The following is a 13814-nucleotide window of genomic DNA, read 5'->3' as shown; positions in this document are numbered from 1 at the left end:
TTCGCGGTTTATGTGTGAAAGAAATTACCCTGACGGATTTTCTGCCCGTGTATACAAGATAGGCAGGGACGACAGAGGCAGCAGGCTGACATTTTTAAAGGTTACCGGAGGCTGCCTTAAGGTCAGAGACAAGATAGAGTACAAAGCGCATGGCGGTGACGAGGCAAAAGGCCTTCTGATTGAGAAAATAGATCAGATAAGAAAGTATTCCGGTGAAAAATATGAGATAGCTGATGTGGCAGAGGCAGGCGAGATAGTTGCGGTTACAGGTCTTAGCTCGACATTTCCGGGGCAGGGGCTGGGGGTTGAGCTGCAGTCCAATATGCCAATCCTTGAGCCGGTACTAAACTATAGGATGATTCTGCCTGATGATGTGAATCCGGCGGCATTTATGGAAAAGCTAAAGCAGCTTGAGGAGGAAGACCCACAGCTTTATATAGTGTGGGTGGAGGAGTTTAAGGAAATCCATGTGCAGCTCATGGGACAGGTGCAGATGGAGGTGCTTGTGCGCCTCATAAAGGACAGGTTTGGTGTTGTTGTCACGTTCGGACCGGGCAGCATTGTATATAAGGAAACGATAGCAAGGGCTGTCGAGGGAGTAGGACATTTCGAGCCGCTGCGCCACTATGCAGAGGTGCATCTGCTTTTGTCACCTGCGGAGCGTGGCAGCGGAATCACAGTCACATCCACCTGCAGTGAGGATGTGCTCGACAAAAACTGGCAGCGCCTCATAGCCACACACGTTGAGGAAAAGGAGCACAGGGGTGTGCTCACAGGCTCGGTGCTTACCGATGTGAAGGTCACGATTCTTACAGGAAGAGCACATGTAAAGCACACGGAGGGAGGCGATTTCCGTCAGGCTACATACAGAGCAATCCGACAGGGGCTTAAATCCACAGAGAGCGTGCTGCTGGAGCCGTACTACAGCTTTATCCTACAGGTGCCGATGGAGTATGTCGGCCGCGCAATGACAGATCTGGAGCAGAGATTTGCAAGAGCCGAGGGACCGCAGTTTGCCACAACCGCTGCGAGGGAGATGGCGACAATTACCGGAAAGGCACCGGTTGCGACGATGCAGGATTATGTGAGTCTGGTGCATGCGTATACAAAGGGGCTAGGGCACCTGACACTGGAGCTGTGGGGCTATGATGAGTGTCACAATCCTGCAGAGGTGATTGCGCAGATGCACTATGACAGCGAGGAGGATTTCCGCAATCCGACAGGCTCGGTATTTTGTGCGCACGGCTCAGGCTACGTGGTGCCGTGGGATGAGGTCCCTGAGCATATGCACCTGCCGTATGTATATCACGGAGATGAGTCTGAGGAGGCACTTGCAGCGAGTGCCCGCACGCAGAATGCATTTTCAGCGGAGGATGCGCAGGCGCTTGCTGGAAACCGCCGCAGGACGAGCTTTGAGAAGGCAGTTTCAGGTATGTCATCAGTGGAGCTTGATGCGCAGCTTGCAGATGTTTATGCCAGGGAGTTTGGCATGGGCAAAAACGATATCGCAGAGGACCAGAGGCGCAAATGGTCAGGCAAAAAGAAAAATGAGTATGAAGGTCTAAGTGGTAAACCGCGCACCGTAAAGCATGATAAGCACGGCAATCCGATTTATCCGAAGAAATCCCCGGGCGAAGAGTACCTGATAGTTGACGGATATAATATAATATTTGCATGGGATGATTTAAAAGAGCTCTCGCGCATAAACATTGATTCGGCGAGAGATGCGCTGAAGGATGTTTTATCGGATTACCAGGGCTATAAGGGCTGTCATCTGCTGCTGGTGTTTGATGCGTACAAGGTGAAGGGCAATGCCGGAAAGCGCGAGACCTTTCACAACATAGAGGTCGTGTATACAAAGCAGGACGAGACAGCCGATGCATTTATCGAAAAGACTGTGTTTGGCATACGTGACAGGTACAAGGTAACAGTGGCAACCTCGGACGGACTGGAGCAGCAGACGGTCATGAGCCTGGGGGCACTGCGAATGTCGGCACGCGAGCTTAAGGAGCATATTGATATGACGAAGCGTGCCGGGATGGAGGCATTCATATCAGGATAAGCCGTAAACAGGCAAGATTTTGAGAGACAAGGAGAAAAGGAAATGGTAGTAAACGAAAGCATGTACCAGCTCGGAAGCGTGCGCTCAGCAATCAGAGAGCTTTTCGAGTATGGTAAAAAAAGAGCAGCAATTGTGGGCAAGGAAAATGTATATGATTTCTCAATAGGAAATCCGAGCATACCGGCTCCGCAGATAGTAAACGACACAATAAAGGAGCTTGTGACAGATTATGATTCTGTTGCGCTGCACGGCTACACGTCAGCACAGGGAGACGTGGAAACGAGAGCGGCAATAGCTGAGTTTTTGAACAACACACATGGCACACATTTTAATGCGGACAACCTTTACATGACAATGGGAGCAGCGGCATCGCTGTCAATCTGCTTTCGTGCATTGACAAGTGACGCATATGATGAGTTTATTACCATAGCGCCATATTTCCCGGAGTACAAGGTATTTGTGAATGCAGCAGGAGCAAGGCTTGTAGAGGTGCCTGCAGACACAGAGCATTTTCAGATAGATTTTGAGGCTCTTGAGGAGAGAATCAATGCGCACACCAGAGGTGTCATAATCAATTCACCAAACAACCCATCCGGCACAGTCTATTCTGAGGAGACCATCAAAAAGCTCTCAGACCTCCTTGAGAAAAAGTCTAAGGAGATAGGAAGACCGATATTCATTATCGCAGATGAGCCGTACAGGGAGATAGTCTACGACGGAATCAAGGTACCGTTTGTGACCCAATATTACGACAACACACTGGTATGCTACTCATACAGCAAGTCACTTTCGCTTCCGGGAGAGAGAATAGGATACGTCCTCGTGCCTGATGAGGTGTACGACAAGGCTGAGCTGTATGCAGCAGTCTGTGGTGCGGGAAGAGCACTCGGTTACGTGTGCGCACCAAGCCTGTTCCAGAAGATGATAGTAAAATGCCAGGGGGCAACCGGTGATATCAATGCCTACAAAGAAAACAGAGATCTTCTGTACGAGGGACTCACAAGGATAGGCTATCACTGCTTCAAGCCGGACGGAGCCTTTTATATGTTTGTAAAGGCACTCGAGGATGACAGCAATGCATTCTGCGAGAAGGCAAAGGAGGAGGATGTGCTCATAGTAGCAGCAGACGGCTTCGGCTGTCCGGGTTGGGTGAGAATATCATACTGTGTGGACAGGGAAATGATAAAGCGCTCTATGCCTGCATTTGAAAAGATATACAAAAAATATAATAAATAATAGTTGATTATAACGAATAAAAAATACGCAAATGCCGAAAAATGTCTAAAATTGTACAGTTTTCGGCATTTGTAATGTATACTTTTTACAAAATCCGTGGAAAAGCGCTCCGTGTGACCGTTGTGTGACCAAAGCAGTGTATAATCCTATTCAAGAGGAAAACGTATAAATAAAATATGAGGATAAGAACGCGTGCTTTGGGATAAGGAGCCGGAATATGATAGATTGTCGCAGAGCATACATAGGGACGAAAATGGAATTAAAGCCGGAAGCATTTAAAGGGAAAATGTTTAAGGTAAATGAACGGAAAAATTTTTTTGAAAAAATTAAAAAAGTACTTGCATTATTCGTTTGACCATGATATTATAATACACGGTTCGTTGGTCAAGCGGTTAAGACGCCGCCCTCTCACGGCGGAAACACGGGTTCGATTCCCGTACGGACTGCTAAGTATTTAAAGTCGGTACATTCATGGAAGCATGATGTACCGGCTTTTTCGTTGTATATATTCATATGAGGCAGAGCTATTTATGAGCAGCTGCAGCTACTGTATGTTTTTTGAAGCCGTCAGGCGCTTTTGTGATGCGAAGGGCAACGACAATTATTGCGATGGCAAACAGCAGCTGTATTCCCATGCACATGAAAATAAAGTTAAGCTCCTTGACCGGATGAAAGTCAATATTTTTTACAGCCTGGTTGTACCAGTAGGCAGGCAGGAAGTGAGCGGCCTTTATAATGCCATCACTTAGAAATTCCTCCGGCACAAATATACCGCACAGGAATGCCATACCGAGTGACACGGTGTTCGCAAACATGTTCAGTATCTCAATGTTTGAGGTGATTTTGCTGATTAAAAAGGCAAATGCCAGCGAAACAAGCATGTAGCAGAGCATGTTGAGTGTGAACAGGAAGCCTGAAAACGAAAATGTGCTGCCCTTAAACATGATTGTAGCTGAGACAAAAATTACAGCGCATACCACAAGTCCGGTTAAAATCACACCCAAAAGCAGCTCGCGGTTGTAGTTTGCAAATTTATAGGATGAGCAGGATATTCTCTCCTTGATTTCCTTTTTGGAGAAAACCTGAAGGACAGGAGCTATACCTGCAATCATCATGACAAGGAGCACCCATCCAAGATAACTGAAGCAGTAGTATAGCCCTGAGTGCGAGGCGACACTTTTGCCACTGAGCAGTGAGACAGAAGCCTTCTGGCTTAGCGAGGTGTTTACTGCGGCTAGAGCATCAGCTTCAGAGTAGCCGGAAGCAATGTAGGTATTGTACGTTTTCGTAAAGCTGTTTATGGCAGATTCAAAGGTGGTCGCTGCCTGCGTACCCGGTATGGTCACAACATCAAGACTAAAGCCTTCTTTTATGATGAGAACACAGTTTACGTTTCTGGCAAAAAGCTCATCCTGCATAGTTTCCTTTTTATCATTTTTAATATTTTTTTTGATGCATGTCTTTTTAAGATAATCTGTCAGGGCTTTGCTTTCTGATGATTTGTCATAGTCAAACACTGCAAATTTGGGCTTGGTGGCTTCATAATCACCTTCAGCCTTGTTTGTGCGTGTCGCAGTGAGAACGACCATGACACCTATGAATATGGACAGGTACATAATCATCTGACCTATATGTCTGTTGAGTATTTTGAAATATGATTTAAATACTTGCATATTTTTCCCTCCGAAGCAGTACAAAGGCAATGATTAAAAGAATCACTGATTCTACTGCCATTATTGATATATTTCTGAAAAATCTGTCATAGCTGTCATATACGTTGAGCGAGTAAAAGCAGTCGGATATGAGACAGGCTGGGTTGAGGCGGTTGGCAATCGGAAGCTTGTGCTCGACCATATCCTTTATACCGTTGGCGCATAAATCCGCAAGCACGGAAAGCACCATGCCGATTCCAACAGAGATACCGATTTTGCTGCCCTCTGTAAGCTTGGGAATGGCACCTATTATCACTCCGATTGAAAGTCCGATCATGCAGCCGAAAAACAGCGTCAGGATGATTGCCGGATATTTGTTTCCGAAATCCACACCGAGCAGTGTCATGTAGACTAATGCAATTAGCTCAACAGCAAAATGGATGATTAAGAGTGAGATATACTCTGAAAAGATAAGAGTGTTTTTGCTTGCCGGCACAAGGCTTTTTCGCATGCCGAGAGAGCTTGTATCAGCTAACAGCCTGCAGGTGGAGGTTACGGCTGAAAATGAGGCGAACAGGCAGCTCATCGCAAATACAGCGTAAAAGTAATTGGTGTATTCATCCTGATTTCCCGATGAAAGAGAAAGCTCTTTATACTCTGATGCGGTGTCAGATAGCCCGGCAATTGCAGTCTCAAGCGCAGCCGGATTAGTCTTTGCTATGTTTGTAAATACGTCCTTTTGCTGTTTGTACTGAGTCAGGATGGATTCAAGTATGGTGGCATTGTATGAGTTTTCATCCACTACCAAAGAAGCATCCTCTGTGTAAATAATGCCTGTCACTTTTTTGTCATTTAGAGCTTTTTTGGCTGCTGAGCTATCCATTAGCTTCATGTTTATGAGGTCTGAAAATGAATTTGAGCTATCAGACTTGTCGTCTGATTTACTGACTGAATCAGTATGGTTTACATCGAGAGACTCAAGCACGCTCATCAGAGTGTCATCATTTTCAGATTCAACCACTGCCACATTTATTGTCTTGAACATTTCATCCTTTTCAAACAGATTTCCGAATGCCATATACATAAAGGTGGCGAGCACCAGTGGAAATGCAAGTGTCCAGAACAGTGTGACTTTCATGCGGAACATGCTCAGCATGGTGTATTTTGAGTTGTGAAAAAATAATTTTAGTCCATTCATCAATCCCTAAGCTCCTTTCCGGTAATCTCTAAGAATACGTCGTTAAGCGTCGGAAGCTGCGTGTATACCTGACCGAAGGACAGATTGTTCTGCTCTAAATAATCAAGCACATGGATTATATTGTGGCGTCCGCCACTGAAATAAATCCGAAGCTGTCCGTTTTCAAAGCTGACCTGATATGCATTGTGCAGCTGCTTTAATGAGTCAAGCTGTGCTTCTGACAGGTCTGCGATTTCTACGTTTATTGTCTCTGTATTTTTGATCATGCGTTTTAGCTCGTCCTTTGTGCCGAGTGCGAGAGCCTTGCCCTTGTCCATGATGAGTATGCGGTCACAGAGCTGCTCAACTTCCTCCATGTAGTGTGAGGTGTAGATGATTGTTGCACCATCACGGTTTAGTTTTTTGATGCCCTCCAGAATCTTGTTTCTGCTTTGAGGGTCGACAGCCACGGTCGGTTCATCAAAGAAGATGAGCTTTGGCTTGTGTGCTATGCCACACGCGATGTTGAGACGTCTCAAAAGTCCGCCTGAGAGCTTCTTTGGCAGAAATTTGCTGTAATCCGCTATGTCCACGAAATCCATTGCTTCCTTTACATATTTTTCTCGGAGCTTTTTGTCACTCACGTAAAGACCGCAGAAATAGTCGATATTTTCATATACAGTCAGTTCGTCGTACACGGCCACATTCTGCATGACCACGCCGATTTCGCGTTTGATATCGTAGCTGTTTGAGCGCATTTTTTGTCCGAATACCTTTATATCTCCCTTATCGTATGTGAGCAGGGAGAGTATGCAGTTTATAGTTGTGGTTTTTCCGGAACCGTTTGGACCGAGCAGTCCAAAGATTTCTCCGCTTTTTACAGTCAGGCCGAAATGGTCGAGTGCCACAAGCTCCTTGTAGCGTTTTACAAGGTTGGTTACTTCTATCGCATTTTTGGTTGTATCCATTGAATTGCCTCCATAATGTTGTATTTTTTGTTTACAAGCCTGATATTTGGTTCAATTACAGATTACTATATGGCGTGCCGGAAAGTAAGTGTCAAATGTCACATTCGTATTTATGGTTGGATGAGGCATTGCTGTGTAAAAAATGACATTTGTCATAGTGACGTTTGGTGCAATTTGTTGTAAGCTTATTTTATGGAAATGGAGGCCTTTGATGTATAAGATATGTAGTCAGTTTTTAATAGTTCTATCATGCGTGATGCTTATGGTGGCATCCCTTCAGGTCGATTACGTCATGATAGCGTGCATACTTACAGGAATAATCGTGTGCACATTTATAGACATGCAGGATGTGCCACAGATGAGTCCTGCTAACGAGAGCGAAATGGCAGACCGGGCTTTGGATTTGATTCTTGCGGTTTATATTCTGTCCGGATTATTTTTTGCACCATCATTTTTTATGCTGCCGTATGCAGCGATGGTATTCAGAAAAGAAAAATACACAGTGTCGAGGATGGCTGCAGCCGTAGTGGGGATAGCTGTATCGGTGGACTGTATCTTAAGGATAAAACATATAGCACCCGGGATTTTTTATATCTTAGAGGTTGTACTTCTCATGGCTTTTGCGATACTGCTTTCGTATTTCACAGAGCAGCTTTTGGGGTATCAGATGAAGCTGCACAGCATGAGAGATGCGTCCATGGAGCACGACATGCTTATGGAGCAGATGAATCATCAGCTTATCGAGAAGCAGAATGCGCAGATATACAATGCCACGCTAAAGGAGAGAAACCGTATCGCAAGGGAGATACACGACAACGTGGGTCACATGATTACGCGCTCTATTTTGCAGGTGGGAGCAATCGGTGTGATAAATACCGATGAAAAGCTTAAAGAGCCTATCGCAGACCTGAAGAGTACACTCGATACGGCGATGGACAGCATGAGAAAAAGCGTTCATGATTTGTACGATGAATCGGTCGATTTGCGTCAGGCGCTTGCGAAGCTTAAGCCTACAGACAGTGCATTTGCATTTTCACTCGAATACGACTGTGAGGATGATGTGTCCAGAGATGTCAAGTATGCTTTTATTGCAATTGCAAAGGAAGCGGTAAACAACGCAGTTAAGCACAGTAACGGCGATGAAATCAGGATAATAGTCAGAGAGCATCCCGCCTTTTACCAGCTTGAGATAATGGACAACGGCACATCGGTTGACGAAAGAAGCCTTTCGGGAGAAACAGGAGATGGAATAGGCATAAAAAATATAAAGGAGCGTGTTGCAGCGATAGGAGGAACCATGCGTATAAAGGCAGACGATGGTTTCAGGATATTTGTGACGCTCATGAAGAAGAAAGGAACAGGACATGAAGATAGTAATAATAGATGATGATAATCTCGTATCACTTTCGCTGAATACAATACTGAGCGCACAGGATGACATAGAGGTGTCTGCGGTAGGAGACAGCGGGCAGCAGGCGGTAAAGCTGTACGAGGAGCATATGCCCGATGTGATGCTCATGGATATAAGGATGCAGGGCATGACAGGTCTTGAAGCAGCAGAAAAAATACTCGAAAAATATCCGGATGCCAAAATACTTCTTCTGACCACATTTTCGGATGATGAATACATAGTAAAAGCAATCTCGCTGGGGGCGAAGGGCTATATACTAAAACAGGCCTTTGAGAGTATTGCCCCGGCACTTAGAGCTGTAAACAACGGACAGACAGTGTTTGGAACACAGATAATGGACAGGATACCACACCTGTTCGGAACTAACTGTAAAGCTTCATCAGACACCGGTCAGGCCCGGTTCATTGACGCAATGAAGAGCTATGATATAAGCGGCAAGGAGCTTTCAATCATAGAGCTGGTTGCAGAAGGACTAAACAACAAGGAAATAGCGGATGAGCTGTATCTGAGTGAGGGAACCGTACGAAACTATATCAGTGTTATACTTGAAAAGCTGCAGCTTAGGGACAGGACACAGCTTGCATGCTTTTATTATAAAAGTATGGGCTGAGCAGAAGATAATTTTTCTCAATAAGCAAATCTGACCTTGCAATATACCCTATGGGGGTATATAATGCCCTTGAAGACGGATACCCATAAGGGGTATGGTTAGATATATGCAACAATCGCAACTGTGAAGGTACTGAACAGTTACGAACGAAGAAAGAAGGGAGGCACCCATGGCAGAAAACGAAACCAAATGCTGTTGCTGCAACCGCAAAAAAGAGCGGTCAGAGAAGGAATATAAGGACCTCATCAACAGGCTTAGCCGTATAGAGGGGCAGATCCGTGGAATCAAGCGTATGCTGGATGAGGATTGCTACTGCCCTGACATCATCACACAGGTGGCGGCCGCAAACGCTGCACTCAACAGCTTCAATAAAGTCCTTTTGGCCAATCATATAAAGACGTGTGTGGCAGATGACATAAGAGCAGGCAAGGATGAGACAATAGATGAGCTTTTGAACACACTGCAGAAGCTTATGAAGTAGCATAATAAGAAGGCAGGTATAAAAATGAGTACAATAATCACAATATTAATAATAGCAATAATTGCCGCACTGGTAATTGTGGGCTTAAAGGAGACAATCAAGCATTCAAAGGGCGAGGGCGCCTGCTGTGGCGGTGGAGCCATGAAGGAGGACGAGGAAGCCACAGTGCAGCTTGATGGAGAGATAGTCACGAGAGCAGATGTGCATATAGAAGGAATGCACTGCATGAACTGCAAGAATTCAGTCACACGCTCGCTCCAGAAAATGAGCGGAGTATCTGCAGATGTGGATTTAAAGCATGGAGTGGCACATGTTGAGGCAACCAGAGAGTTAAGCGATGAGGAAATCACATTTGCCATCGAAAGACTGGATTTCAAGGTGACGGGAATTGAGAGACTTTAGAAAAAGGGTTCTCAATAGTTAGATTCGAATAGTAGAAAGAAGGAAATACAGACAGTATGAAGCAATATACAGTTACAGGAATGAGCTGTGCGGCATGCTCTGCCAGAGTGGAAAAGGCTGTCTCTAAGGTTGATGGCGTGACGAGCTGTTCTGTCAGCCTTTTGACCAACTCGATGGGAGTCGAGGGAAGCGCGACAGATGCGCAGATTGTAGAGGCGGTAGAGCAGGCAGGCTATGGAGCGAGTCCCAAAGGCACAGAAACAGAGATAGCAAATGGCAGAGCAAATAACAGCTTAGAGCAGCTAAAGGCAGCGCAGGATGCGCTTGTAGACAAGGAGACACCTAAGCTGCGCAACAGGCTTATAGCATCACTCATATTCTTAGTTGTTCTAATGTATTTTTCAATGGGACATATGATGTGGGGCTGGCCGCTGCCTGAGTTTTTCAATGGAAACCATGTGGCTATGGGGCTTTTGCAGCTTCTGCTTACAGTGGCGGTAATGGTCATAAACCAGAAGTTTTTTATCAGTGGTTTTAAGGGCTTGATCCACGGTGCTCCAAATATGGATACGCTTGTTGCGCTTGGCTCTGCGGCATCGTTTGGATACAGCGTGTATGCACTTTTTGCCATGACAGCTGCGCAGGTGAAGGGCGATATGGATGCGGTCATGTCATATATGCATGAGTTTTATTTTGAATCCGCAGCTATGATTTTGGCACTGATTACTGTAGGAAAAATGCTTGAGGCACACTCAAAGGGCAAAACAACAGACGCTTTAAAGAGCCTTATGCAGCTTGCCCCAAAGACAGCAACAGTGGTAAAGGACGGCGTGGAGCAGGAAATCTCGGTGGATGCTGTGCGAAAGGATGACATCTTTGTAGTCAGACCGGGGGAAAACATCCCGGTGGACGGTGAAATAATAGATGGAACAACCGCTGTCAACGAATCGGCACTCACGGGAGAGAGCATCCCTGTGGATAAACAGAAGGGAGATGCAGTAAGCGCTGCAACAGTGAACCAGTCAGGCTTTATAAAATGCCGCGCAACGAGAGTAGGCGAGGACACCACACTCTCACAGATTATCCAGATGGTGTCTGATGCCGCAGCGACAAAGGCACCTATTGCAAAAATCGCTGACAGGGTATCGGGAGTGTTTGTGCCGGCGGTTATCACAATTGCAGTCATTACAATAATAGCGTGGCTTATAGCCGGTGAGACCGTGGGCTTTGCGCTTGCCAGAGGCATTTCGGTGCTCGTGATAAGCTGCCCGTGTGCACTCGGACTGGCAACTCCAGTTGCGATAATGGTAGGAAACGGCAAGGGAGCAAAGAGCGGTATACTCTTCAAGACAGCGACAAGCCTTGAGGCAACGGGCCGCACACAGATTGTGGCGCTTGATAAGACAGGCACCATCACAAGCGGTGAGCCGAAGGTGACGGATATCGTGCCGGATGAGACATTTTTTGAGGAAAACGGCAATAATGCCGGAAAGCTTCTTGCAATAGCTGCATCAGTCGAGGCAAAGAGTGAGCATCCGCTTGCAAAAGCCATCATGGAGCGCGCAAAAACGGACGAAATCGCTATCGCAGAGGTGACAGATTTTAGCGCTGTTGTGGGAAATGGTCTGACAGCAACACTTGCAGGCAAAATGATAAAAGCAGGAAATCTTGCTTTTGTCAGCAAATTTGTGAAAGTGTCAGATGATATGCGCGCGAAAGCTGTCGAATTTTCAAAGGAAGGAAAAACTCCTCTGTTCTTTGCTGCTGATGACAGGCTGTGCGGTATCATAGCCGTTGCGGATACTATAAAGGAGGACAGTCCGGAAGCTGTCAGACAGCTTAAAAATATGGGCATCAGAGTTGTTATGCTTACCGGTGACAATGAGCAGACTGCCAATGCCATCGGAAAGCAGGCGGGAGTGGATGAAGTAATCGCAGGTGTGCTTCCGGATGGCAAGGAGGCTGTCATAAGAAAGCTTAAAAAGCAGGGCAGGGTAGCCATGGTTGGTGACGGAATCAATGATGCACCTGCGCTCACACGTGCAGATATGGGAATTGCAATCGGCGCGGGAAGCGATGTGGCAATAGATGCCGCGGATGTTGTCCTGATGAAAAGCCGACTGATAGATGTACCGGCAGCAGTGCGGTTGAGCCGTGCTACATTGACCAATATACACGAAAATCTGTTCTGGGCATTTTTCTATAATGTAATAGGTATTCCACTTGCGGCCGGTTTGTGGTATCCTTTATTAGGATGGAAGCTCAATCCGATGTTTGGAGCGGCGGCGATGAGCCTATCGAGCTTCTGCGTTGTTACCAATGCCCTGCGGCTGAATCTGTGCAGGGTGTATGATCCTAAGCATGACAGAAAAGCAAAACCAGATAGAAAAGGCAAAACAGATAAACCAAATGAAAGTGAGGAAAAATCAATGACAAAGACAATGAATATCGAAGGAATGATGTGCTGCCACTGTGAGGCAAGAGTAAAGAAGGCACTCGAGGCACTTGATGCAGTAAGTGAGGCAGCAGTAAGCCATGAGAGCGGAACTGCAGTAGTGACATTAAGCTCTGACATCTCAGATGAGAAATTAAAGGAGACTGTAGAGGCTGAGGACTACAAGGTTACATCCATTCAGTAATCAGTCATACAGTATAGCAATATGAAGAAATATATAGCATTGGTATTGGTAGCAGTGCTGGTGCTTGGGATTTTTACAGGATGCGGTAACAAAGGCAACAAAGAGACGGAGTCGCAGAGTGGTGATAAGGCCACTGAGTCGGTGAACTCTACAGAAAATAATACAGAGGACAGTACGGAAAATAGTACGGAAAATCAGAATGTGGCTGACACAGAGCAGCTCACCACAGAAAACGGACAGGAGAGCTCAGTTCTTGCCTGTCCGTCAGTAAACGGTAAGCTGCATGTGGAGGGCAGCAAGCTCGTTGATCAAAATAGCAACGAGGTGCAGCTTCGCGGAGTCAGCACACACGGTCTTGCGTGGTATCCACAGTATGTGACCAATGATTGCTTTGCTACGCTGAAAAGCTGGGGAGCAAATGTGGTAAGGCTTGCCATGTACACCTACGAAAGCGGCGGCTATTGCACAGACGGTGACAGGCAGCAGCTTGAGACACTTGTGCAAAACGGCGTGCAGTACGCACTCAACAATGACATGTATGTCATCATAGACTGGCATGTGCTAAACGATGGCAATCCAAACCGCTACAGCGATGTGGCAAAGACATTTTTTACAAAAATGGCACAGCAGTATGCCTCTTACAACAACGTGATTTACGAGATTTGTAATGAGCCGTGCAACGTTGCGACCTGGGGAGATGTGAAGTTTTATGTCAGCGAGGTCATTCCGTCAATCAGAAGCTACGACAAGGATGCAGTCATACTGATAGGCACACCTAACTGGAGCCAGGATGTGGATGAGGCAGTCAAGGACCCTGTCACAGGCTATGACAATATCATGTACACACTGCATTTTTATGCTGCAACCCACAAGGAGGACCTGCAGAACAAGCTAAAATCGGCGGCAGACGCCGGACTTCCGATATTTGTATCGGAGTTTGGCATCTGCAGCGCCGACGGAAACGGTCAGGTGGACATAGATTCCGCAAACAACTGGATCAGCCTGCTCGACAGCTACGGCATCAGCTATGTGTGCTGGAATCTGTCCAATAAGGATGAAAAATCAGCGCTTCTAACACCTGCCTGCGATAAGACAAGCGGTTTTACCTATGAGGATCTAAGCGATGAGGGCAAGTGGATGTACGGCGTGCTCACGAGTCATGTGACACCGTAAACA

Annotated in this window: 11 protein-coding genes and 1 tRNA gene; 9 read left to right on the top strand and 3 right to left on the bottom strand. The window is 46.2% G+C overall.

Annotated features, from left to right (window positions below):
- Nucleotides 1-10: 10 nt before the first annotated feature.
- The 3 genes from ACW6PM_RS05700 to ACW6PM_RS05690 all read left to right on the top strand — a co-directional run bounded on the left by ACW6PM_RS05700 (nt 11) and on the right by ACW6PM_RS05690 (nt 3744).
- A complete protein-coding gene (locus ACW6PM_RS05700) occupies nt 11-2062 on the top strand; it encodes an NYN domain-containing protein (protein ID WP_456056612.1) in 2052 nt (683 codons plus the stop codon).
- A 42-nt stretch (nt 2063-2104) separates the two neighbouring features.
- Nucleotides 2105-3298, top strand: coding sequence for a pyridoxal phosphate-dependent aminotransferase (locus tag ACW6PM_RS05695; RefSeq protein WP_456056515.1), 1194 nt, complete (start codon nt 2105-2107; stop codon nt 3296-3298).
- Between the two features lie 374 nt (nt 3299-3672).
- Nucleotides 3673-3744 (top strand) — tRNA-Glu (locus tag ACW6PM_RS05690).
- Between the two features lie 78 nt (nt 3745-3822).
- Here ACW6PM_RS05690 and ACW6PM_RS05685 read toward each other — a convergent pair.
- From ACW6PM_RS05685 to ACW6PM_RS05675, 3 genes are read right to left on the bottom strand one after another with little or no spacing between them, the layout of a single operon-like run.
- Nucleotides 3823-4971 carry an ABC transporter permease gene (locus ACW6PM_RS05685; protein ID WP_456056514.1) on the bottom strand — a complete coding sequence of 383 codons (1149 nt, stop codon included), beginning with the start codon at nt 4969-4971 and terminating at the stop codon, nt 3823-3825.
- The gene (locus ACW6PM_RS05680; RefSeq protein WP_456056513.1) at nt 4958-6088 is read right to left on the bottom strand and encodes an ABC transporter permease; all 1131 of its coding nucleotides are present in this window, start codon (nt 6086-6088) and stop codon (nt 4958-4960) included. The genes ACW6PM_RS05685 and ACW6PM_RS05680 overlap by 14 nt, the downstream gene beginning before the upstream one ends.
- A 59-nt stretch (nt 6089-6147) precedes the next feature.
- Nucleotides 6148-7095, bottom strand: coding sequence for an ATP-binding cassette domain-containing protein (locus ACW6PM_RS05675; RefSeq protein WP_456056512.1), 948 nt, complete (start codon nt 7093-7095; stop codon nt 6148-6150).
- A 211-nt stretch (nt 7096-7306) separates the two neighbouring features.
- Between ACW6PM_RS05675 and ACW6PM_RS05670 the strand changes: the two genes are divergently transcribed.
- From ACW6PM_RS05670 to ACW6PM_RS05645, 6 genes are all read left to right on the top strand, one after another.
- Nucleotides 7307-8482: a sensor histidine kinase gene (locus ACW6PM_RS05670; RefSeq protein ID WP_456056511.1), complete on the top strand. Its 1176-nt coding sequence runs from the start codon at nt 7307-7309 to the stop codon at nt 8480-8482.
- Complete coding sequence (locus tag ACW6PM_RS05665; RefSeq protein ID WP_456056510.1) at nt 8460-9116, top strand: response regulator transcription factor; 657 nt, start codon at nt 8460-8462, stop codon at nt 9114-9116. The genes ACW6PM_RS05670 and ACW6PM_RS05665 overlap by 23 nt, the downstream gene beginning before the upstream one ends.
- Nucleotides 9117-9285: 169 nt before the next feature.
- The gene (locus ACW6PM_RS05660; RefSeq protein WP_015569092.1) at nt 9286-9597 is read left to right on the top strand and encodes a metal-sensing transcriptional repressor; all 312 of its coding nucleotides are present in this window, start codon (nt 9286-9288) and stop codon (nt 9595-9597) included.
- A gap of 24 nt (nt 9598-9621) precedes the next feature.
- Nucleotides 9622-9999, top strand: coding sequence for a heavy-metal-associated domain-containing protein (locus ACW6PM_RS05655; protein ID WP_456056509.1), 378 nt, complete (start codon nt 9622-9624; stop codon nt 9997-9999).
- A 56-nt stretch (nt 10000-10055) separates the two neighbouring features.
- Complete coding sequence (locus tag ACW6PM_RS05650; protein ID WP_456056508.1) at nt 10056-12638, top strand: heavy metal translocating P-type ATPase; 2583 nt, start codon at nt 10056-10058, stop codon at nt 12636-12638.
- Between the two features lie 21 nt (nt 12639-12659).
- On the top strand, nt 12660-13811 hold the full coding sequence (locus ACW6PM_RS05645) for a glycoside hydrolase family 5 protein (RefSeq protein WP_456056507.1): 1152 nt from the start codon (nt 12660-12662) through the stop codon (nt 13809-13811).
- The last annotated feature ends 3 nt before the right edge of the window (nt 13812-13814 follow it).

The organism is Agathobacter sp., from assembly GCF_977054825.1.
This window is presented reverse-complemented; position numbering and strand designations above follow the sequence as displayed.

Coding starts and splice junctions, on each gene's coding strand:
- ACW6PM_RS05665 (WP_456056510.1), top strand. CDS start 8,460: ATGAAGATAGTAATAATAGATGATGATAATCTCGTATCACTTTCGCTG.
- ACW6PM_RS05655 (WP_456056509.1), top strand. CDS start 9,622: ATGAGTACAATAATCACAATATTAATAATAGCAATAATTGCCGCACTG.
- ACW6PM_RS05680 (WP_456056513.1), bottom strand. CDS start 6,088: ATGAAAGTCACACTGTTCTGGACACTTGCATTTCCACTGGTGCTCGCC.
- ACW6PM_RS05700 (WP_456056612.1), top strand. CDS start 11: ATGTGTGAAAGAAATTACCCTGACGGATTTTCTGCCCGTGTATACAAG.
- ACW6PM_RS05685 (WP_456056514.1), bottom strand. CDS start 4,971: ATGCAAGTATTTAAATCATATTTCAAAATACTCAACAGACATATAGGT.
- ACW6PM_RS05650 (WP_456056508.1), top strand. CDS start 10,056: ATGAAGCAATATACAGTTACAGGAATGAGCTGTGCGGCATGCTCTGCC.
- ACW6PM_RS05660 (WP_015569092.1), top strand. CDS start 9,286: ATGGCAGAAAACGAAACCAAATGCTGTTGCTGCAACCGCAAAAAAGAG.
- ACW6PM_RS05670 (WP_456056511.1), top strand. CDS start 7,307: ATGTATAAGATATGTAGTCAGTTTTTAATAGTTCTATCATGCGTGATG.
- ACW6PM_RS05675 (WP_456056512.1), bottom strand. CDS start 7,095: ATGGATACAACCAAAAATGCGATAGAAGTAACCAACCTTGTAAAACGC.
- ACW6PM_RS05645 (WP_456056507.1), top strand. CDS start 12,660: ATGAAGAAATATATAGCATTGGTATTGGTAGCAGTGCTGGTGCTTGGG.
- ACW6PM_RS05695 (WP_456056515.1), top strand. CDS start 2,105: ATGGTAGTAAACGAAAGCATGTACCAGCTCGGAAGCGTGCGCTCAGCA.